Genomic DNA, 19,387 nt, shown 5'->3' with positions numbered 1-19,387 from the left:
TTGAGGAACTTCAAGTTCCTCAAGGTGGCCATCACGAACTTTCGTGAGCCCGGTAGGCGGTGCGGACCGCCGCGAGAACGTCGTCCAGCTCCGCGCCGAGGTCGCGGGCCTGGGCCGTGAACTCCGCGGCCGCGGACGCCAGCAGGGCCGCGCGGTCCGGGCGACCGGAAGGCACCGTCACCACCGTGCCACGCGCGCGGGCCGTCGCCACCCAGCCCGCCGCCTCCAGCTCGCGGTACGCCCGCGCCACCGTTCCCGACGCCAGGCCCAGGTCCCGCGCCAGCTGGCGGATCGGCGGCAGCCGGGTCCCCTCGGGCAACGCGCCCGTCGTGACCGCCCGGATCACCTGGTCGTGCACCTGCCGCCACGGCGCGAGGCCGTTCTCCGTGTCGACGACGATCTTCACGCGGCCGCCGGCAGCCGTTTCACCGGAGCCGTCACCGCCAGGAACGCGGCCAAGCCGGCCACGACCGCCAGGAACGAGCTGAAGTTCCCCGCGGGCCAGCCGATCGCCGTGCAGGCGCCGATGCCCAGCCCGATCGCCACCCGCGCGCTGCGGCAGCGCAGCGCCAGGTCGGCGCGCGGGTCGCCGACCGCCGGGCGGCGCACCGCCAGCAGCGTGATCGCCGCACTCACCACCACCGTGCCCGCGGCCACCGCCAGCAGCTTCCACTGCGCCGTCAGCCCCAGGTGCACCAGCGACCCCGCGGCCGCCAGCCCACCCACCACCAGCACCCACACCGGGACGATCCCCCGCAGCGTCCGTGGCGCCAGCACGGCTTCCCGGCGCGGGCCGCGAGCCGGGCGCTGCGCCAGCAGTTCGGCGATCAGGCCACCCAGCAGCAGGGTGGCGAGCACCGAGCCCGTCGTCGTGTCGTCGAGCAGCGGCGGGATCGCGAGGAAGAGCCACGGGTACCAGAGCCGGCGCCGCTTGAGGTACCGGACGGCGAGCGCCACCTCTCCGGCGTCCGGGTCCGGCACGCCCCAGCGGCTGAGCAAGCGCTTTCCGTGCTTCTCGCCCGGCCAGAGCACGATCAGGATCGCCAGGCCGAACAGGCCCATGATGACCGCGACCCAGAACAGGTTGTCGAGCTGCAGCATCGCCGCTCCTCCCTCTTGTGTCAAGCACACGATACAAGACGCCGGCGTAACCGCAGCACGGCCCGCTCGTTGTCCGTTCGCCCGTTCGTACGCACCGCTCGATGCACTCGGCGGGACACTTGTCAGCTGATCGCAGCCTCTCCCCGTAAAATTGTCACCGGGATGACAAGAAATCGGTTTTCCTCCACGGGTGTGACACGTTTGGCGTTAGTTTTTCGATGTGCCCGTTGTCACCCCGCAACAGGCGCGGGGTGTCCGGCCGCGGGGTGCTCGCGACCGGAGTCCGGGGCGGAGCGAAGGAGCTGCGATGTCGGTGGAGCGCGGATTCGATCACGCTGCGCCACCGCCCGCCGCCCTACCGCGCAAGCTGGCCGACATCCTGCGGCCGGAGCTGGCCAGCCTGGCGGCCGAAATCGTCGATGAGATCCGGGCGACCATCCCGGCCTACGCCCGCCCGCTCGACGGGCCCTACGGCAAGTCGATCCGGGCCGGCGTCGAATACGCGATCACGCTGTTCGTCGCGCAGATCGCCGATCCGACGGTGTCGAAGGAACAGTCGCACGAGGTGCACCACCGGCTGGGACAGAACGAAATGCGCGAGGGCCGCAGCCTCGACACGCTGCAGTCGGCTTACCGGGTCGGTGCGCGGGTGTCGTGGCGGCGGATCATGCGCGTCGGGCGGCGCAGCGGCCTTTCGTCGGCGGTGATGTCCCAGCTGGCCGACGCGATGCTGGCGTTCATGGACGAGCTGGCCTCCGTGGCGCTCGACGGCTACCTGGAAGCGAAGGCGCGCACGGCGGGAGCGCTGGACACCTGGCGCCGCAAGCTGCTGCACCTGATCCTGGAGACGCCACCCGCGTCGCCCAAGGCGATCGCCGAGCTGGCGCAGCTGATCGGCTGGCCGGTGCCGGTGGACGCGACGCCGGTGGCGGTCTGCCCGGCCGGCGGCGTCGCCCCGGCCCGCCGGCACGCCGGCCTGGACGCGGACGTCCTCGCCGAGCTCGACACGCCCGACCCCAAACTGGTCGTCCCCGGTGAGCTGAGCGGTCCCCGGCTGGCGGCGCTGCAGGTGGCCCTGCCGGACTGCCGCCTGTCGATCGGCCCGTGCGTCCCGATGGCGTCGGTCGCGGATTCCCTGCGCTGGGCCCGGAACGCGCTGCAGCTGGCCGAGCGCGGCGTGCTGGCGCCGCGCCCGGTGCTGCGCGCGGAGGAGCACCTGGCGACGCTGCTGGTCAACTCCGACACCGGCCTGGTCGGCACCCTGCGGCAGCGCTTGTTCGCCCCGCTGGCGGACATGACGGGCAAGCAGCAGGAGCGGCTGCTGGAGACGCTGCGGGCCTGGCTGGACAGCCAGGGCAACGTGGTGGAGATCGCGGAGTGCCTCGGCGTCCACCCGCAGACGGTCCGCTACCGCATGCGCCAGCTGCAGGCGACGTTCGGCGACAAGCTCCGCGACCCGGCGGCCCGCTTCGAGATGGAGCTGGCGCTGCGCGCGGGGGCGGCGCCGCTGCCGCTGCGGCACCCGGTCAGCGAACTGCTCCCGGCACCGCGAGCGGGCGGCTCCCATCCACAGTGGACGTCCAGCTGAGCGTGCGGACCGGGACGAGCGATGGGGGCCTGGCCGCCGGGCTGGGAGCAGCCTCGGCAACGAGTTCAATGTCCGCGTAGGACGGTTCGTCAGCGAATCGGAGCTGTTCGACCTGTGGTTCAGGAGATCGCGATGTCCGGCTGGAAGGCCGTGTTCTGGGCCGGGCTGGTGATCTTCAGCGTGCAGGACGACGACCAGGCCACCCAGGTCCCGGTCGTTCTCCGGTGGAACTGCAGGCTTTCGTAGACCTGCGGACCCAGCGTGAACCTGATCGGACCCGCCGCGCCGGCGGTGAACGTCAGGTTCTGGTCGCCGATCTCGGTGAAGGTCAGCGAGCCGGTGGCGGCGATCGGCTGCTCCGGGAAGCTGCCCGAGATGAACGCGGTGTCCGGGGCCGCGTTCGTCGCGGTGATCGAAGCACCGAACGAACCTTGGACCCGGTCGTAGCCGGCGGCCGTGAAGAGCGAGCGGACCGCCGGCGACATCACGTGGCTCAGGTACGCGCCGGTGAGGGTGAAGGTGCCGCCCGGCGGAACCTGGTCGGCGGCCTCGAACGAGCCGGTGAAGGCCGACCCCTGCGGTGGGATGCCGGGGTACGTGCAGGTGTAGGTCAACGCGCCGGTCTGCGGCGTCGCCGTTGCCGCGTTCGCCGTTCCCGCCGCCGCGCCCGTGACGAGCAGAGCCGCCGCGACAGCTGTTCCGATCCTCATCGTTCCCCCTCGGTCCGGCGTCAACTGATCGGCAGGGACGGGGTGAACGCGGTGTCCTGGCCGTCCTGCGGATGGCAGATCGCCGTCGCGAACGAGGGTTGGCCGTCCGGCCGGTGGAGCGACATCAGCAGGATGAGCTGACCCGCGGTGAAGGTGATCGTTCCGGTGGCGCCGGCGGTGTGCGACGCGCGCCCGCCGGCGAACTCGACCACGACCGGGCCGGAACCCCAGGTCGCCGGCTTGATCGTCGCGGCGGGCGGGTTGCTGGACGACCGGGGTGCGTTCACCGCCTCGGTGAAGACCGCGACCCGCCCGCCGCTGAAGCCGTCGGCCCCCCGGCCGGTGAGCCAGGCCGACGCGGCAGGGGAGAGCGTCACGTTTCCCGAAACGTCCGAGAGCCCGAAGCCCGCCCCGGGAGCGACGGTGTCCGGACCGGTGAACCCGGCCACCAAGGTCGCCGTCTGCTGCGAACCGTCGGGGAACGGGCAGGTGTAGCCGACAGGGCCGGACTGGAAGGCCGTCGCCGCCTGTGCCGTTCCCGTCGCCATGCCCGTGACGAGCAGTGCCGCCGCGACAGCTGGTGCGATCTTCATCGTTCCCCCTCGATACGGTTTTACCTCGGTTTCGCGGCCGCCTTCTTCGCGGCCGCGCTCTGCGAGCCCGGCGCAGGTGGCTGGGAGTTGGTCGGGCAGTCCTTGGGGTCGGGTTCCGTGCAGCCGAACAGGTTGTAGGTGTCGGCGTAGGCCTGGTTGCCCGGGCCGGAGCTCATGCCGTCGAGCAGCGGGTTCAGATCCTGTCCGCCGGTGCCGCAGCCCTTGAAGCCCGGCAGCGTGAAACCGCCGTTCGGCTCGGTGCTGACGTGACCGTCGCCGAACGCTTCGTACGGGCCGTCCAGGACCAGGTGGACCGGCTCCTTCGTCATGCAGTCGGCACCCAGGTCGAGCGGGACGCCGTTGATCTCGGCGTGGCTCATCCGGGCCATCACCCGCAGATCCGCGTGCAGGGAAGGAAGCTCGGTGACCGGGTCGGTGTACAGGTTGCCGGTGAAGTCGATCATCCGCTGGGTCTCGTACTCGACCGGCAGGAACTCGACCGTCGCGCTCACCGGCACGAACCCGAAGCCGAGGAACGCCGCGGTGACCGGGCTGAAGGCGGTCGAGCCGGTGACCCACGAGTCACCGGTGTCGATGTTCACGTTGATGAACCCGTTGACCAGGATGGACGGGTCGGAGACGACCGTCGCGCCCAGCTTCTTGACCGTCGACCTCGTGAGAATGCTGACCAGGCCGAGCGGCTGGGTGTACACGTTGGGGGGCGGCTCTTCGTCCATGGTCGTCACGTCGCCGAGCGCAGCCGACTGCTTCTGCTTGGTGCCCGGTGTCACCTTCGGGAGCACGAGAACCTTGCCCAGCGTCGTCTTCTGGCCTTCGTCGAGGGTGCACGCGACCTTCGGCGGCGCAGTGGTCGCCGGGGGCGCGTCGGGAGCCGGGACGGCTTCGAGCGTGAGGGTCGGTTCGGTGACGTCGAACGAGACGGCGCCGATCGTGTTGATCGCTATCTCCGGCACGGTGCCCGTCGCGGTCAGGACGACGTCGCCGGTTTCCGGCAGGGGGGTCGGGGCCACGACGAGGGGGACCGGGACGCGGTCCGAGCGGTCGTCCTGGTGGACGGCGAGGTCGAGCTGCACCGCTCCGCGCAGCGAACCGGTGGTGGCGCCGGCGGGCAGGAACGAGAGCGCGACGTCGCGGGGGATGCTCAGCTTGGCGGAGTAGGCGCCGATCGTCGCCGACGTGCCGGTCTTCGCCTGCGCGGGCAGCGTCGCCGTCGATTCGACGGTGAGCGCGCGCGGGCCGAGCGGGTCGGCGAACGGGCAGTGCACCGAGACCGATGCGCTCGCCTGGGTGTCCGGCGGGACCGCGGGGCCGGGAGCGGCCGAACCGACCCCCGTCAGCGCGCCGTTCGCCGCGGACAGCAGGCCGGCGGCCGCCAGCGCGGTCACCGTGACGGAGCGGGGCCGGACTCGACGTGGCATCGGTTTCCCTGGTGTGTTCGGTGGTGCGGAAGGCGGAAGACCCGGTGCGGGCCCCTCTCGCGAGGGACCCGCACCGGGAACCCGGTCAGGAGACGGTGATGCTCGGGCTGAACGCGGTGTTCTGCACCGGGTTGGTGACCTTCAGGGTGCAGCTCATCGCCCACGGCGTCCAGGTGTTGGTCGCCTTCTTGTGGAACTCGAGGCTTGCTGTGACCGGGCTGCCCATCGACAGCGTGTCGGTGCCCGCCGTGGCCGGCGCGGTGTAGGTCGGCACGGTGGACGTCGCGACCTGCGAGATGTTCACCGTGATCGTGCCGCCTGCTGGGTAGATGGTCTGCGGGATGTCGAGCCCGGTGGCCGCCGGCTGCGACAACGTGCCCGACGCCGCCGTCACCGGCACCGTCGCCGTGCCCCGGATGCCGTCGTAGCCGACCGCGGTGAGCAGCGCGTGGACGCCGGCGCTGATCGTTGCCGAGCCGCCCACGTTGGCGGGGGTGAGGGTGCCGCCGGCCGCGACGGTGTCTTCCGCGTCGAGGTGGGAGCTGACGAGGACCGGCTGCGGCGTGATGCCCGGGAACGAGCAGGTGTAGGTCAGGGGCGTGGTGCCGCCGGCGGTGTAGGTGACCGTAGCGGCGGCCGCGGTGCCGGCGGTCAATACCGCGATGGCGCCGACGGCGGTAGCGGTGGTCGCGATTCCGGCGGACAGCCTGCTGAGTCGGGACATACCCATCTCCTTTGATTCAGTACAGTCTCGGCTTTGGCTGATCGATTGCCCGCCGTCGTTGATCCCCCAATCGCGTTCACCGACCCCATTGCCCCGGGCGGCGGAACGCGATTCATCGACGTGCGAGGTGGAGGTCCATCTGCCGTAATCAAGGCTACTCGTCAGTTCAGTATGGAACAAGACTTCGGCGCACGGTCAGCCCACCCTGCCGCAGAGGTCCGGGTTTCTTGTCCGGTTGCACGCAGGTCCGGCGGATCTTCTGTCGGATTTTGACAAAGAACCACCGCGTCGCCGAAGGGTGCCTGTTACGGTCTACCATTCACGATCTTGCCGGAGCAATCGCGGATAACGAATCGAGAGAAAGGAGGCTACCGTGCCGGTTACTTCACGTTGTGAACGGGTATCGCTCAGGGGAGCCGTATTGACGGTGGCGGCGGCGCTGGCCGTGTCTTTGTGCGCATCGCCGGCGTCCGCGGCCACCGTCGGTGGTGTGATCGCCTGGGGGAAGCAGGACTACGGCATCACGGTTCCGCCGCCGGACGTGCTGGCCGGGGTCTCCGCCATGTCGGCGGGCAGCACGACCGTGCTGGCCCTGCAGAGCGGCGCGGTCTTCGCTTGGGGCGCGAACAACTGGGGTGCCAACGTGGTACCCGCCGACGCGAAGTCCGGGGTCAGCCAGATCTCCTCCGGCTGGGGCCACGAGCTCGCCCTCAAGAACGGCAAGGTCATTGCCTGGGGCAACAACTGGTACGGCCAGACCACCCTGCCGGCCTCGGTGAGCAGCGGCGTCATCGCCATCTCGACGACCAACATGCACAGCCTGGCCCTGAAGCAGGGCGGGCAGGTGGTGAGCTGGGGAACGCGGACCGACGTGCCCGCGGCCGCGCAGTCCGGTGTGACCGCGATTTCCGCCGGGGGCGACCACAACCTCGTCCTCAAGAACGGCGGGGTGCTGGCCTGGGGCGGCAACGCCTACGGCCAGGCGACTGTCCCGGCCGGACTGTCCTCGGGGGTCACGGCGATCTCCGCCGGGTTCAACCACAGCCTGGCGCTCAAGGGGGGCCGCGTTTACGCGTGGGGCCAGAACAACTACCAGCAGATCGCCGTCCCGGAGGCGGCGCTGTCCGACGTCGCCGGCATCGACGCCGGGTACAACCACAACCTGGCCTTCAAGACCAACGGCGACATCATCGTCTGGGGCTCGGACTTCGTCACCGAGTCGGAGCCGGTGACGTGCGGGCCGGTGTTCGCCGTCTCCGCCGGGGACAACGACAGCTTCGTGCTGAAGGAAAACGTCAACGCGCCCTGCTGAGCGAACGGGTGGCGGGCGGTGCGCCCGCCACCCGGTGGGTCAGCTCTGGGGAGCGGTCAGATCGAGCGAAATGGTGTTGCCCGGCCCGGAAACCAGGGCGCCGAGCGCGAGGTCGGCGATGAAGCAGTTGCTGAACTCCGGAATCGTGTACGTGGCGCCGATGGTGATGGTCGGCGAGGTGATGTCGATGTTCGGCGCGACCAGGTTCAGCTCGACCGGGGTCTTCGTCCGGCAGGCGCCGGGCACGGTCGGCAGCGGGATCACCGGCGCCAGCAGCCCGACCCAGATGTTGGAGATCTCCATGTTCGCCTTGGCGTGCGTGGTCAGGGTGCCGTCGGCGATGGTGCCGGTGGCCGGCCCGAGCGGGACGACCTTCACCGTCGCCTTGACCCGGAACAGGCCGGAGACCAGGGAGATGTCGGCCTGCGACGGCGGCAGCGACAGGTCGGCGCTGAGGCCGACGGAGCCCGTCTGGTCGTCGATGATCAGGTTGCCCTTGAGCGTGCCGGGGCCGAGCTTCATGGTGCTGCCGGTCTTCTTCACCGTGGTGGTGCCGGCCACGCTGTAGGACACGGGGATTTCGATGACGTCGGCCGAAGCCGGCGTCACAGCGACCCCGCCGAGTACGACGGCCGCCGCCGACGTGAGCACGGCCAGTCTCTTCAGCTGCGTTGCCACGGACATGGTTGTCCTCCTTTTGCGTTTCCCGTCCGTTTCCGGGTGCTCCCGGAAACGGTGAGTGTCGGTTTGTGCGAGACGGTTCAGCGTGGTTCGAGTGCGGTGACGACCCAGTGGCCGTCGGTGTGCTCCGCGGTCACCGAAAGCTGCGCGGCGGCACTGTCGGTCGCATTGTTGTCGGCTCGGACGGCTGATTGGTCGAGAAAGACGAGTAACCGCGCGTGACCATTCCGGAGTTCTTGCACGGCGATCGCCGAAACGCGGGAAGTGAGGACGAGTTTCTGCTCCGGTGCCTTGCGGCGCACTTCGGCGAAGAGCTTGTCGTAGGAATCCTTGGCAGCCCCGCGCAGTACCGCCGCAGCGGCCTTTTCGGTGACGTCGGTCCGGTCGTAGGAATAGGAGAAGATCTGGTTCATGGCGACGGTGACGGCGGAGGTGACGTCGGCGGTCGCCCCGACGTCGGTGAGCGCGAGATTGGCGGCAGCGGGGTTCGCCGCGGTGGCGCGGGCTTCGAGGGTGAACCAGACGCCGGCGCCGGTGAGCAGCACGGCGGCGGCGAGGAGCAGCGCGGGGAGACGGCGCCGAGCGGGCCGGGGACGGGCAGGTTCGCCGGTCCGGGCATCCGTCTCGGTTTCGACGTCGGTCTCGGTTTCGGACTCGGCGGTCTCGCCCGCTTCGGCGGAGGTGGCCGGCAGGTCGGGCTCAGTCGCGGTCGTGGTCTCGCCCGCAGGGGCGTCGGCCGGTTCGCCGGCGGCGGGAGCGAGGATTTCCCTTGCGCCGGCCGCGGCGGTGGGGTCGGCGTCGGCGGCCTGAGCGATTTCCTCGCCGCCGGTCCCTGCGGGACGGGCGGCGGCCGCGGTCTCCGAAGCGTCGTGCGCCACGGTCCTCGCGCGGCTCATCGGGCACCCACCGGTAGCTGGTCCAGCGCGCTGAGCTTCCACCCGTCCGGGGTCCTGCTCAGCGCCGCCGCGAAGCGGTTGCGCTTGACCGCCGGGGCCGTTCCCTGCTTCGCCATCGTGATCTCCACCGAGGCCAGCATCTTCGCCGTCCCCGCGTGCTCGTCCAGTTCGCTCAGTGCCGCGTCCAGGACGCGGCCCGTCGCCACCGTCGCGTTGGCCGCCAGTGTCTTCTTCGTCGTCTCGTCGGTGCGGGCCAGCTGGTCGTGCAGCGGACCCGTCGACGCCGACAGCCAGCGGCCCAAGCCGCCGTCCACGTCGTGGTAGTCCAGGCTGCTCAGCTCCGCCACCAGCGTGCGTCCGCTGGTCAGGGCCTCGTCGCGAGCCACGCCGTAGGTCACCGCGGAAGCGTTGGCCGCCGAGTACCACGAGTAGCCCGACCAGCCCGCGAACACCAAGGCCGCCGCCGCGAGCACCACCGCCGCGTGCTTCGGCTTCACCGCAGCCACAGCATCTCCTCGAGGCTCGTCGACGTCGCCTGCTCGCCGATCCCGAGCGGTCCGGTGAGCCCGCCCGGCAGGGCCGGGGCAGGCACCGGCGCGTGGGGCCCGTTCTGCGTGCCGCGCACCGAGCTTTCGTTCCCGTACGGCAGCGTGCAGGCCGCGTCGGTGTTGAACGGCAACGGGGTCAGGTCCGTGCTCGGCCGGTGTGGCGTCTTCTCGTAGCCCTGCAGGCACGGCGGCGGGTCGTTGAAGTTCAGCACCAGCCCCAACCGCAGGCGGTTGTTCTGGCGGTCCAGTGCCGAGTCCACGGCGGCCACCGCGCGCGGCGCGTCGGACAGCAGCTGCTCCTCCGCGGCCGTCCGGGTGGCGAACACCCGGGACGTCGTCAGCAGGTTGGCCAGCAGGATCGGCAGGCCGGGGTCGTTCTCCTTCAGCAGGCTGCTCAGCTCCGTCGCCGCTGGTGGCGCGGAGGTGATCAGCCGCCGGAGGTCGCCGTCCGACTTCGCCAGCTGCTGGGCGAAGACGCGGGCGTTGCTGCTGAACGAGTGCCACTCCGCCGCGGAGTCGACCTGCGTGCGCAGCACAGTCGCGCCGTCGCCGATCAGCTTCGACGTCTGTGGCAGGTGGTTGCTCGCCTCCTGCGTGAACGTCGTCGCCGAGTCCATCAGCGTCTGCAGGTCCGGGCCCGCGCCGCGCAACGCGTCGTCGAGCTCGTTCACCACCGTGCGCAGGTCCTGGGTCGGCACCGAAGCGGTGAACGAGTCGAGGTCGGTCAGCAGGCTGTTCACCGGCAGCGGCAGCGTGGTCGACTCGCGCTGGATGACCGAGCCGCCGGCCAGGTAGGGCGCGTCGGCGGTGCGCGGCTGCAGGTCGACGTACTGCTCGCCGACCGCGGACCGGTTCGCCACCACGGCACGGGAGTTCGCCGGGATCGGCGGGGCGCCGTCGTCGATCAGCAGGTCCGCCTCCGTGCCGGTGACGGTGAGCCGCAGCTCGCCGACCCGGCCGACAGCCACACCGCGGTAGGTCACCTCGCCGTTGGTGAACAGGCCGCCGCCTTCGGCGAGCTCCAGCTTCACCGTGTAGCTGCCGGAGCCCAGCAGCCGGCCCAGCCCGGCGTAGTTCGCGCCGACGAACGCCGTCGTGGCCAGCGCGATCACGACGAACAGGACGACCTGGATCCGTACTCTGCGCGCGAGCATCAGCTGCCTCCGGAGGCGCGGGCGGCGCTGCTCGGCAGCGGGAGCGGCGGCAGACCCGGCGGGACGCCTTCGCCGGGCTTGGGCAACGGCACGCCCGGTGCCGGGATCATCGACACGTAGGCGTTGATGTAGTCGCCCTTCACCGCCGGCAGCACCGAGTCGGGGAACGGGAAGGTCGGCAGCATCTGCAGCGACTTCGGCAGGTTGTCGCCGGCCTTGGCGAGCTGGCCGAGGATCGGGGCCAGGGCGCGCAGGTCGGCGACCATGTCGTCGCGGCTGCGGTCGACGACGTCGGTGGCGACCGTCGAAAGGTGATCCAGCCCCTGCAGCATGGTGACGAGCTGAGTGCGCTGGTCGGACAGCGCCTGCAGGCCGGGAGTGAGGTCGGTGAGCGCGCCGGAGACCTGCTCGTGGCGGTTCGCCAGGGTCGCCGAGAGCCGGTTCAGGCCGTCGAGCGCTTCGGTGATGTCCGAGCGGTGCGCGTCCAGATCGGTCATCAGGGTGTTCACGCCGGACAGGAACGAGCGGATCTGCTCCTCGTTGCCGTCCATCACCTTCGACAGCTCGCGGTTGATGGTCTGCAGCTGGCCGATGCCGCCGCCGTTGAGCAGCAGCGAAAGCGCGCCGAAGATCTCTTCGAACTCGGGGTTGCGGTTGGTGCGGGCCAGTGCGATCGTGGCGCCGTTCGCGAGCCGCCCGTTGCCGGCGTTCTGCGCTTCGCCGTCCGGCGGGGCCAGCTCGACGAATTTCTCGCCGAGCAGGCTGGACTGCCGCAGCCGCGCGACGGCGTTCGCCGGCAGCACGACGTCGCCGTTGACCTCCAGTACCGTTTCGGCCGTCCAGCCGTCCCCACCCAGCCGGACCTCCCGCACCCGGCCGACCGGGACGTCCCCGACCTTCACCGCGGCCTGCGGCACGAGGTCGAGCACGTCGGCGAACTGCACGGTCACCGAGTACGGGTGGTCGCCGACGTCGGCGCCACCGGGCAGGGGCAGGTCGTAGACGCCCTTGAACTCGCCCGAGCAGCCTGCGAGCAGGCACCCGACGGCCACCAGGGTGAGCACGCGCTTCATCACTGCCCCCCGTTCGTGTAGACGTCCCCGGTGACCGGCAACGGCAGCGACTGCCGGAGGTAGTAGTCGAGGTCCCCGCGGCCGAGCAGCCGCCCGGTGGCCGGGTCGACGGACTGGAGCACGTTCGTCACCGCCAGCGGCACGGCGTCGAGCGTCCCGGCCAGCGACTCGCGCTGCTCGACGAGCGTCCGCGTGGTCGTCACCAGGTTGTCCACATTGGCCTTGAGCGCGCCTCGGTTGTCGCGGATGAACGCCTGGACGTCGGCGAGCGCGCGGCCGAGACCGTCGAGGGCCTGCGCGAGCTCCCCGCTGTTGGCGGCCAGCGTGGTCGAGATCTGCGAAAGCTGCTGGTTCACGTTGCCGATCTGCTGGTCGTTGGTGGCCAGCATGGTCGTGAACTGCTGGAGCTGGTCGACGGTGCCGAACAGGTCGCCCGAGTTCCCGGCCAGCGTGCGCGCCAGCTGCGCGAAGTTGCGCACGCTGTCGTTGAACGCGCGGCCGTTGCCCTGCAGGGTCTGCGCCCCGGTCTTGAGCAGGTCGGAGAGCGCGCCCTGGGAGTTGGCGCCGTTCGGGCCGAGTGCCTTCGTCAGCGTGTCGAGGCTGGCGTAGAGCTGGTCGAGCTCCACCGGGGTGGCGGTGCGCTGCACCGGGATCACCGCGCCGTTGGGCAGCCGCGGGCCGCCGCGGGCCGGCTTGCCGAACTGGAGGTAGCGGTCGGCGACGACGCTGGGCGCGATCACCAGCAGCGTCGTGTCCTCGGCGATCCCGACCGAGCCGTCGACGGACATGTCGACCTGCACCTGCTCGCCGCGCGGGGTGACCGCGTCGACCTGGCCGATCCGGACGCCGAGCACGCGGACGTCGGAGCCGGGGTAGACGCCGACCGCGCGGGTGAAGAACGCCGTGACGTGGTGCTGCCCGGAGCCGGAGAACACCCACCACAGCGCCACCGTGACGACGAGGGCGAGCAGGAGCGCGGCGGCGACGAACCGGCTCACCAGGACGCCGGTGCGGGTCGTGGTCAGCGCGCTCACTTGGCGCCTCCCGGGTTCTTCGGCGGGGTGCAGGGGTCGTGGTTCTCGGGCAGCAGCCCGCAAAGGTAGGCGTCGATCCAGTGGCCGTTGCCGGTCGAGTTGGTGACCACCCGGAAGTACGGGCCGGCCAGCTGCAGGCCCCTGGTGAGGTTGTCGTTCTGCCGTTTCAGCAGGTCGGTGACCTGGTTCAGCGACTCGAGCGCGGGCTTGAGCTGAGCCGAGTTGTCGGCGACCAGGCCGCGGAGCTGGTCGGCCAGCCGGGCGGACCCGGTCAGCAGGTCGTGGATCGCGTCGCGACGGCGGTTCAGTTCGGTCAGCAACAGGTTCCCGTCGTCGATCAGCTTCTCGAAGTCGTCGTTCGAGTTCGCCAGCGTCGTCGTCAGCTTCCGCGAGTTGGCCAGCAGCTCGGCGATCTGGCTGTCCCGGCTGGACACCGTCTTCGACAGCCGGCTGAGTCCGTCGAGGGCGGTGCGGACGTGCTCGGGGGAGTTCCGGAAGGTGTCGGACAGCGTGGTGAAGCTGTCCGCGAGCTGTTTCGTGTCGATGGCGCCGACCGTGTCGGCCAGGCCGTTGAAGGCGTCGGTGACGTCGTAGGGCGTGACGGTCCGGGTGCGCGGGATCGGCTGGTCCGGGTTCTGCACGCCGTCGCCGGTCGGGTTCAGCGCGAGGAACTTCCGGCCCAGCAACGTCTTGATCTTGATGTCGACGGTCGTGCGGTCGCCGATCCAGGCGTTCTTGACCCGGAAGGTGACCAGGACGTGGTCATCGGCCAGCGCGACGTCGCGGATCTCGCCGACCTTGATGCCGGCGATCCGGACCTCGTCCTCCGGCTGCAGGCCGGCGGCTTCGGAGAACTCGGCTTCGTAGGTGGTGCCGCCGCCGACGATCGGCAGGTTGTCGTAGTTGAACGTCACGGTCAGCAGGGCGGCCAGCGCGACGCTGCCGACCACACCCATGACGATCGGGTTGCGCTCCTTGAAGGACTTCACGACTCACACCTCGGCGTAGTGGTCGAAACGCCGCGAGGCGGTGAGCTTTCCAGGACCGCGCGGCACAGGTAGAAGTTCATCCACGAGCCGTACGAAGCGACGCGGCCGATCTCGTTGAACTTCACCGGCAGGTTGGTCAGGAAACTGTCCACATCGGACTGGTTCTGGGCCAGGTTGCCCGCGACGCCCTGCAGCCCGGCGATGCTGTCCTTCAACGGCGGGCGGGCCTGCTCGAACAGCCCGGCGGTGGACTGCGTGAGGGCGCCGATCCCGCTGATCGCGTCGCCGATCGCGGCGCGGTCGCCGGCCAGGCCGGACACCAGCTGCCGCAGCGTCGAGACGAGGTTCGCCAGCGCGTCACCCTTGCCGTTGACGGTCTTGAGCACCGAGTTGAGGTTCCCGATCACCTCGCCGATCACCTTGTCGCGCCCGGCGAGGGTGGTGGTCAGCGAACCCGTGTGCTGCAGCAGGCTCTCGACGGTCCCGCCCTCGCCCTGCAGCACCTGGACGATTTCGCCGGAGAGCTCGTTGACGTCGTTCGGCGACAGCGCCTGGAACAGCGGCTTGAAGCCGTTGAACAGGTCCGTGAGATCGAGGGCGGGCGTCGTGCGGTCCAGCGGGATCTCCCCGCCCTCGGCCAGCTGGTCCCGGGTGCCGGTGGCGCCGCGTTCGAGGGCGATGTAGCGCTGACCGACCAGGTTGCGGTACTTGATGACCGCGCGGACGTCGGCGGGGAGCCGCCGTCCGGAGTCGAGGGCGAACCGCACGAGCGCGCGGTTGTGGTCGCTGATCTCCAGCGACTCCACCTGGCCGACGCGGACGCCGGAGATGCGCACGTCGTCGCCGACGTTGAGCGAGGTGGCGTCCAGGAACTTCGCCGAGTACGGCTCACCCGATCCGACGCCGGAGTTGGTGATGGAAATGGCCAGCAGGACGGTGGCCAGTGCCGTGACGGCGATGAAGATGATGCTCTTGATCAGTGGCGCGGCGATGTTCCTCACTTGAGCTTCACCTCCGTGCCGCGGTAGAGCGGGCCGACGAGCACGCTGCTCCAGTCCGGGACCTGGGCCGTCGGCACGCCGATCGTCGGGGCGACCAGCGTGGCCAGCAGCTGCTGTTCCTGCGGCGAGTTCGCGACGCCGAGGTCGCCCTGGCCGCCGGTCAGCAGGGGGTGCCCGGTGGTGCCGGGTGCCACCGCGGCGGTGCCCGTGGTGGGGGCGACGCCGGAGGGGTAGCAGCGCGGCTCGCCGCCGGCGGTGAAGCGCGGGTCGTCCTTGCCAGGCACGTACTTGCCGCTGTTGGTGGTCACCGCGACGTCGGCGTGCACGCCCGGTTCGTTCGTGCCCGCCCCGAGGACCTTGTCCATGGCTCCCTTCAAAGCGTTGAGCGAGCCCAGGGTGCAGGCGAAGCTGGGGGAGTACTTCGCCGCGATCTCCAGCGGCGCGCGGCTGTCGGCGGCCAGGGAGATGAGGTTGTCCCGGTTGTTGGCCAGGAAGGTGGCGACCTCCTGGGACGACGACGTCACCTGCTGGTACACCCCGGCCAGGTCGGCTTCCTTCTCCTTGACCGTGCCGAGCGTGACGGCGGAGGCGGTGAGCGCGTCCAGGAGATCGGGGGCGATGTCGCCGTACAGGCGGGAAACCTTGGCGAGGTCACGCAGGTCCGAGGTCAGCCGCGGGACATCGGGGTTGAAGTCCTTCAGGTAGGCCGCGGCCGTGTCGATCGTCTTCCCGAGCTGCTCGCCGCGTCCCTGAAGGGCCGTCGAAACCGCGGTCAGCGTCGTCGCCAGCTTCTGCGGCTGAACGGCTTTCAGGATCGGCAGCAGGTTGTCGAAGACGCGTTCCAGCTCGACCGCGTTCGCCGACCGGTCCTGCTCGATGACGTCGCCGGCGGCCAGGTGCGGGGCCCGTGTGCCGTCCGGGATGGACAGCTGGACGTAGCGTTCGCCGAACAGCGTCTTCGGCACGAGCAGCGCGGAGACGTCGCGGGGGAGCATGTCCACCTTGCCCGGTTCGAGAGCAAGCGCTATCTCGGCACCCTGCGGTGTCGCCCGGACGCCGCGGATCTCGCCGACGAGCACCCCGCGGGCCTTGACCTGGCCGCCGGGGGAGAGCTGGTTGCCGATGCGGCTCGCCTTGAGCGTCACCGGGACCGTGCTGACGAAGTCCTTGTCGTAGATCTTGATCGAAAGGGTCACCAGCACGCCCATCACCACGAGGAACAGCACCCCCGCGGTGCGAACCCCGGCCTTCCGGCGGGTATCGCGTCTCATCCGGCCACCTGCACGGTCGTCGTCGCGCCCCAGATCGCCAGGGACAGGAAGAAGTCGAGGACGCTGATCGCGACGATCGCGGTGCGCACCGCGCGGCCCACCGCGACGCCGACGCCGGCCGGTCCGCCGCTCGCGCGGAAGCCGTAGTAGCAGTGCGCCAGGACCACCACGACGCTGAACACCAGGACTTTCCCGAACGACCAGAGCACGTCGCCGGGTGGCAGGAACAGCAGGAAGTAGTGGTCGTACGTGCCCGCGGACTGGCCGAAGAACAACACGGTGACCTCCCGCGAGGCGAGGTAGCTCGACAGCAGCCCGATCGCGTAGAGCGGGATGACGGCGAGGAAGCCGGCGATCACCCGCGTCGTCACCAGGTACGGGACGCTGGGGATGCCCATGACCTCCAGTGCGTCGATCTCCTCGGAGATCCGCATCGCGCCGAGCTGCGCGGTGAACCCGCAGCCGACCGTGGCGCTCAAGGCGAGCCCGCTCACCAGCGGCGCGATCTCACGGGTGTTGAAGTAGGCGGAGACGAACCCGGCGAACGCCGACGTCCCCACCTGGTTCAGCGCCGAGTAGCCCTGCAGGCCGACGACCGTGCCGGTGGCGACGGTCATCCCGATCATCACGCCGATCGTGCCGCCGATGACGGCGAGCGCGCCGCTGCCGAAACTGACTTCGGCCAGCAGGCGGACGACCTCGCGCAGGTAGCGGCGCAGGGCCCGCGGTGTCCAGGCGATGGCGCGGAGAAAGAACAGGATCTGGTCGCCGAGGGTGTCGAGGAACCCGAACCGGCGGTCGACGGCCTCGCGCACGCGGCCGGCGCGGGTGGGGACTTCCGTCGTCGTCACGATCAGCTCCCCTTGGGCGGGACGAGTTGCAGGTAGACGGTGGTGAGGATGAGGTTCAGCACGAACAGCAGCAGGAACGTGATGACCACCGACTGGTTGACCGCGTCGCCGACGCCCTTCGGGCCGCCCTTGGGGTTGAGCCCGCGGTAGGAGGCGACGACTCCGGCGACGAAGCCGAAGATGAGTGCCTTGATCTCGCTGATCCAGAGGTCGGGCAGCTGGGCCAGCGCGGAGAAGCTGGCCAGGTAGGCGCCCGGGGTGCCGTGCTGCATGACCACGTTGAAGAAGTAGCCGCCGAGCACGCCGACGACGCTGACCATGCCGTTGAGGAAGATCGCGACGCCCATCGCGGCGAGCACCCGCGGCACGATCAGCCGCTGGACCGGTGAGACGCCGAGGACCTCCATGGCGTCGATCTCTTCGCGGATGGTGCGGGAGCCGAGGTCCGCGCACATCGCGCTGCCGCCCGCGCCGGCGATGAGCAGGGCCGTGACGATCGGGCTGGCCTGCTGGATGATCGCGAGCACGCTCGCCGCGCCGGTGAACGACTGCGCGCCGATCTGCGTGGTCAGCGAGCCGATGTGCAGCGCGATCACCGCGCCGAACGGGATCGACACCAGTGCCGTCGGCAGGATCGAGACGCTCGCGATGAACCAGAACTGCTGGATCAGCTCACGCGCCTGGAAGGGGCGGCGGAACGTCAGCCGGACTACGTCGAACCCGAGCCCGTAGAGCCGTCCGGTCTGCCGCAAAGCCCCGGCCCCGGGGAACGACGGCGTCGTCGTCCGTTCGGCCATTCGTGTGCCTCCAGCGGTTTCGGCGGCACGACGAATACGCCCGAGTTGCCTAAGGGGAAATGGTCCGAATGGGTTACAGATTCCGGCCATTCACGGTCTCGGGGACGCCGTGCCGTTTCCTACTGGTCGGTACGCTAACGACGGCCTTGCTGGTAGACAAGAACTTGAGCAGGATCACGGGGTCACGGGCTGGTAACCACACATTTCTTGTGCGGTGCTGACAAACGCACCGGATCTTGTTGTCAGCAGAGGGAAAGAAATTACCGTCCCAAGTGACGTCACCGGCCACCACCTGCACCGACGTGTCAATTCCCGCGTACCGGAACGGACGACACGCGTACCCAGCCGGACGTCAAGCGTACCCAGCCGGACGACACGCCGGCGCCGGGCAGGCGTCCGTCCAGGTACGCGTGTCGTCCCTCCAGGTACGTGTGACGTCCGTCCAGGTACGCGTGTCGTCCGTCCAGGTACGCGTGTCGTCCGTCCAGGTACGCGTGTCGTCCGGCTGGGTACGCGAGTTCGGCGGTCAGGACTTGAGGGCGGCGACCAGTTCGTAGGAGCGGACGCGGTCGGCGTGGCCGTGGACCATCGTGGTGATCATCAGTTCGTCCGCGCCGGTGTCGGCGAGGAGCTGCTCGAGTCCCTTGTGGACGGTCTCCGGCGAGCCGACGATGGTGGACCCGAAGCGCTCGGCGAGGAATGCCCGGTCCATCTCGGTGTACGGGTACTCCGCGGCCTCCTCCGGCGTCGGCAGCGCGATCGGGCGGCCGCGGCGGAGGCTGAGGAACGTCAGCCCGCTGGGGCCGGCGAGGAACCGGGCGCGCTCGTCGGTCTCGGCGGCGACCACGGACACCCCGAGCATCACGTGCGGCTTCTCGAGCACCGAAGACGGCCGGAAGTTCTCCCGGTACAGCTGGACGGCGGGGATGGTGTTGTCGGCGGCGAAGTGGTGCGCGAAGGAGAACGGCAGCCCGAGCCGCCCGGCGAGCTGGGCGCTGAAGCCGCTCGAGCCGAGCAGCCAGACCGGCGGCTGGTGCCCCTCGGCCACCACGGCGTTGACGCCGCGAGCCTCCGAATGGGTGAAGTAGCCGATCAGCTCCTGGAGCTGCTCCGGGAAGTTCTCCGCGGTCAGGCCGCCCGGGCCGCGCAGGGCGAGCGCGGTGCGCTGGTCGGTGCCGGGCGCGCGGCCGATGCCGAGGTCGATCCGGCCCGGGTGGAACGCCTCCAGGGTGCCGAACTGCTCGGCGACGACCAGCGGCGCGTGGTTGGGCAGCATGACCCCGCCCGACCCGACGCGGATCCGCTCGGTCGCATCGGCGACGTGCCCGATCAGCACGGAGGTGGCCGAGCTGGCGATGCCGGGCATGTTGTGGTGCTCGGCGAGCCAGTAGCGGTGGTAGCCCAGCCGTTCCGCGGCACGGGCGAGGTCCAGGGTGTTGCGCAGCGTCTCGCCGACGGTGTTCCCCTCGGACACGGGGGACAGGTCGAGCACGGACAGCGGCACGTCAGGCAGTGAGCTCACAACCGGGGTCAACGCCCCGGTGCCGCCATTGCTTCCCGCGAGGCCGCCGGATCTCCGCCGCCGGACGTCACCACGCCCGTCCGGACGCCCGGGCAGCGCGTCG

Annotated in this window: 20 protein-coding genes; 2 read left to right on the top strand and 18 right to left on the bottom strand. The window is 70.3% G+C overall.

What is annotated here, in order from left to right; translation table 11 throughout:
* Nucleotides 1-31: 31 nt before the first annotated feature.
* Nucleotides 32-406, bottom strand: a complete 375-nt coding sequence (locus AB0F15_RS34040; RefSeq protein WP_360279529.1) for a GntR family transcriptional regulator — start codon at nt 404-406, stop codon at nt 32-34.
* Nucleotides 403-1,101 carry a hypothetical protein gene (locus tag AB0F15_RS34035; protein ID WP_360279526.1) on the bottom strand — a complete coding sequence of 233 codons (699 nt, stop codon included), beginning with the start codon at nt 1,099-1,101 and terminating at the stop codon, nt 403-405. The genes AB0F15_RS34040 and AB0F15_RS34035 overlap by 4 nt, the downstream gene beginning before the upstream one ends.
* Nucleotides 1,102-1,408: 307 nt before the next feature.
* Here AB0F15_RS34035 and AB0F15_RS34030 point away from each other — a divergent pair, with 307 nt between their 5' ends.
* Nucleotides 1,409-2,689 (top strand): helix-turn-helix domain-containing protein, encoded by a 1,281-nt coding sequence (locus tag AB0F15_RS34030; RefSeq protein WP_360279523.1) that lies wholly within the window; start codon nt 1,409-1,411, stop codon nt 2,687-2,689.
* A 119-nt stretch (nt 2,690-2,808) separates the two neighbouring features.
* Here AB0F15_RS34030 and AB0F15_RS34025 read toward each other — a convergent pair whose 3' ends face one another.
* The 4 genes from AB0F15_RS34025 to AB0F15_RS34010 form a co-directional block, all read right to left on the bottom strand.
* Entirely contained in the window at nt 2,809-3,399 is a 591-nt protein-coding gene (locus AB0F15_RS34025; RefSeq protein WP_360279520.1) for a DUF6801 domain-containing protein, read from the bottom strand.
* 20 nt (nt 3,400-3,419) lie between these two features.
* Nucleotides 3,420-3,992, bottom strand: coding sequence for a DUF6801 domain-containing protein (locus tag AB0F15_RS34020; protein ID WP_360279517.1), 573 nt, complete (start codon nt 3,990-3,992; stop codon nt 3,420-3,422).
* Between the two features lie 20 nt (nt 3,993-4,012).
* Entirely contained in the window at nt 4,013-5,431 is a 1,419-nt protein-coding gene (locus AB0F15_RS34015; RefSeq protein ID WP_360279514.1) for a DUF6801 domain-containing protein, read from the bottom strand.
* Nucleotides 5,432-5,516: 85 nt separating this feature from the next.
* Complete coding sequence (locus AB0F15_RS34010) at nt 5,517-6,155, bottom strand: DUF6801 domain-containing protein (RefSeq protein ID WP_360279511.1); 639 nt, start codon at nt 6,153-6,155, stop codon at nt 5,517-5,519.
* A 421-nt stretch (nt 6,156-6,576) separates the two neighbouring features.
* On the opposite strand from AB0F15_RS34010, the gene AB0F15_RS34005 reads away from it, so the two are divergent.
* On the top strand, nt 6,577-7,467 hold the full coding sequence (locus tag AB0F15_RS34005) for a hypothetical protein (RefSeq protein ID WP_360279508.1): 891 nt from the start codon (nt 6,577-6,579) through the stop codon (nt 7,465-7,467).
* 39 nt (nt 7,468-7,506) lie between these two features.
* Here AB0F15_RS34005 and AB0F15_RS34000 read toward each other — a convergent pair whose 3' ends face one another.
* The 12 genes from AB0F15_RS34000 to AB0F15_RS33945 all read right to left on the bottom strand — a co-directional run bounded on the left by AB0F15_RS34000 (nt 7,507) and on the right by AB0F15_RS33945 (nt 19,284).
* The gene (locus AB0F15_RS34000) at nt 7,507-8,151 is read right to left on the bottom strand and encodes a hypothetical protein (RefSeq protein WP_360279505.1); all 645 of its coding nucleotides are present in this window, start codon (nt 8,149-8,151) and stop codon (nt 7,507-7,509) included.
* 77 nt (nt 8,152-8,228) lie between these two features.
* Nucleotides 8,229-9,044, bottom strand: coding sequence for a hypothetical protein (locus AB0F15_RS33995; RefSeq protein ID WP_360279502.1), 816 nt, complete (start codon nt 9,042-9,044; stop codon nt 8,229-8,231).
* Complete coding sequence (locus AB0F15_RS33990) at nt 9,041-9,550, bottom strand: hypothetical protein (protein ID WP_360279500.1); 510 nt, start codon at nt 9,548-9,550, stop codon at nt 9,041-9,043. The genes AB0F15_RS33995 and AB0F15_RS33990 overlap by 4 nt, the downstream gene beginning before the upstream one ends.
* Nucleotides 9,538-10,746 carry an MlaD family protein gene (locus AB0F15_RS33985; RefSeq protein ID WP_360279497.1) on the bottom strand — a complete coding sequence of 403 codons (1,209 nt, stop codon included), beginning with the start codon at nt 10,744-10,746 and terminating at the stop codon, nt 9,538-9,540. Before AB0F15_RS33985 ends, AB0F15_RS33990 begins: the two co-directional genes overlap by 13 nt.
* Nucleotides 10,746-11,819: an MCE family protein gene (locus tag AB0F15_RS33980; RefSeq protein ID WP_360279495.1), complete on the bottom strand. Its 1,074-nt coding sequence runs from the start codon at nt 11,817-11,819 to the stop codon at nt 10,746-10,748. The genes AB0F15_RS33985 and AB0F15_RS33980 overlap by 1 nt, the downstream gene beginning before the upstream one ends.
* Nucleotides 11,819-12,853: an MCE family protein gene (locus AB0F15_RS33975; RefSeq protein ID WP_360279492.1), complete on the bottom strand. Its 1,035-nt coding sequence runs from the start codon at nt 12,851-12,853 to the stop codon at nt 11,819-11,821. Before AB0F15_RS33975 ends, AB0F15_RS33980 begins: the two co-directional genes overlap by 1 nt.
* Nucleotides 12,850-13,842: an MCE family protein gene (locus AB0F15_RS33970; protein ID WP_360279490.1), complete on the bottom strand. Its 993-nt coding sequence runs from the start codon at nt 13,840-13,842 to the stop codon at nt 12,850-12,852. Before AB0F15_RS33970 ends, AB0F15_RS33975 begins: the two co-directional genes overlap by 4 nt.
* Nucleotides 13,839-14,843: an MCE family protein gene (locus AB0F15_RS33965; RefSeq protein WP_360279487.1), complete on the bottom strand. Its 1,005-nt coding sequence runs from the start codon at nt 14,841-14,843 to the stop codon at nt 13,839-13,841. Before AB0F15_RS33965 ends, AB0F15_RS33970 begins: the two co-directional genes overlap by 4 nt.
* Nucleotides 14,840-16,114, bottom strand: a complete 1,275-nt coding sequence (locus AB0F15_RS33960; protein WP_360279484.1) for an MCE family protein — start codon at nt 16,112-16,114, stop codon at nt 14,840-14,842. Before AB0F15_RS33960 ends, AB0F15_RS33965 begins: the two co-directional genes overlap by 4 nt.
* On the bottom strand, nt 16,111-16,965 hold the full coding sequence (locus tag AB0F15_RS33955) for an ABC transporter permease (RefSeq protein ID WP_360279481.1): 855 nt from the start codon (nt 16,963-16,965) through the stop codon (nt 16,111-16,113). Before AB0F15_RS33955 ends, AB0F15_RS33960 begins: the two co-directional genes overlap by 4 nt.
* Nucleotides 16,966-16,967: 2 nt before the next feature.
* Nucleotides 16,968-17,762 carry an ABC transporter permease gene (locus AB0F15_RS33950; RefSeq protein ID WP_360279478.1) on the bottom strand — a complete coding sequence of 265 codons (795 nt, stop codon included), beginning with the start codon at nt 17,760-17,762 and terminating at the stop codon, nt 16,968-16,970.
* A gap of 526 nt (nt 17,763-18,288) precedes the next feature.
* Nucleotides 18,289-19,284 (bottom strand): LLM class flavin-dependent oxidoreductase, encoded by a 996-nt coding sequence (locus AB0F15_RS33945; RefSeq protein ID WP_360279475.1) that lies wholly within the window; start codon nt 19,282-19,284, stop codon nt 18,289-18,291.
* Between the last annotated feature and the right edge of the window lie 103 nt (nt 19,285-19,387).

This window comes from Amycolatopsis sp. NPDC026612, assembly GCF_040638285.1.
Taxonomy (GTDB): domain Bacteria; phylum Actinomycetota; class Actinomycetes; order Mycobacteriales; family Pseudonocardiaceae; genus Amycolatopsis.
This window is presented reverse-complemented; position numbering and strand designations above follow the sequence as displayed.

Excerpts from the sequence above, each read along its gene's own strand:
- AB0F15_RS34035 (WP_360279526.1), bottom strand. The coding sequence starts at position 1,101 with ATGCTGCAGCTCGACAACCTGTTCTGGGTCGCGGTCATCATGGGCCTG.
- AB0F15_RS34030 (WP_360279523.1), top strand. The coding sequence starts at position 1,409 with ATGTCGGTGGAGCGCGGATTCGATCACGCTGCGCCACCGCCCGCCGCC.
- AB0F15_RS34025 (WP_360279520.1), bottom strand. The coding sequence starts at position 3,399 with ATGAGGATCGGAACAGCTGTCGCGGCGGCTCTGCTCGTCACGGGCGCG.
- AB0F15_RS34020 (WP_360279517.1), bottom strand. The coding sequence starts at position 3,992 with ATGAAGATCGCACCAGCTGTCGCGGCGGCACTGCTCGTCACGGGCATG.
- AB0F15_RS34015 (WP_360279514.1), bottom strand. The coding sequence starts at position 5,431 with ATGCCACGTCGAGTCCGGCCCCGCTCCGTCACGGTGACCGCGCTGGCG.
- AB0F15_RS34010 (WP_360279511.1), bottom strand. The coding sequence starts at position 6,155 with ATGTCCCGACTCAGCAGGCTGTCCGCCGGAATCGCGACCACCGCTACC.
- AB0F15_RS34000 (WP_360279505.1), bottom strand. The coding sequence starts at position 8,151 with ATGTCCGTGGCAACGCAGCTGAAGAGACTGGCCGTGCTCACGTCGGCG.
- AB0F15_RS33995 (WP_360279502.1), bottom strand. The coding sequence starts at position 9,044 with ATGAGCCGCGCGAGGACCGTGGCGCACGACGCTTCGGAGACCGCGGCC.
- AB0F15_RS33985 (WP_360279497.1), bottom strand. The coding sequence starts at position 10,746 with ATGCTCGCGCGCAGAGTACGGATCCAGGTCGTCCTGTTCGTCGTGATC.
- AB0F15_RS33980 (WP_360279495.1), bottom strand. The coding sequence starts at position 11,819 with ATGAAGCGCGTGCTCACCCTGGTGGCCGTCGGGTGCCTGCTCGCAGGC.
- AB0F15_RS33960 (WP_360279484.1), bottom strand. The coding sequence starts at position 16,114 with ATGAGACGCGATACCCGCCGGAAGGCCGGGGTTCGCACCGCGGGGGTG.
- AB0F15_RS33950 (WP_360279478.1), bottom strand. The coding sequence starts at position 17,762 with ATGGCCGAACGGACGACGACGCCGTCGTTCCCCGGGGCCGGGGCTTTG.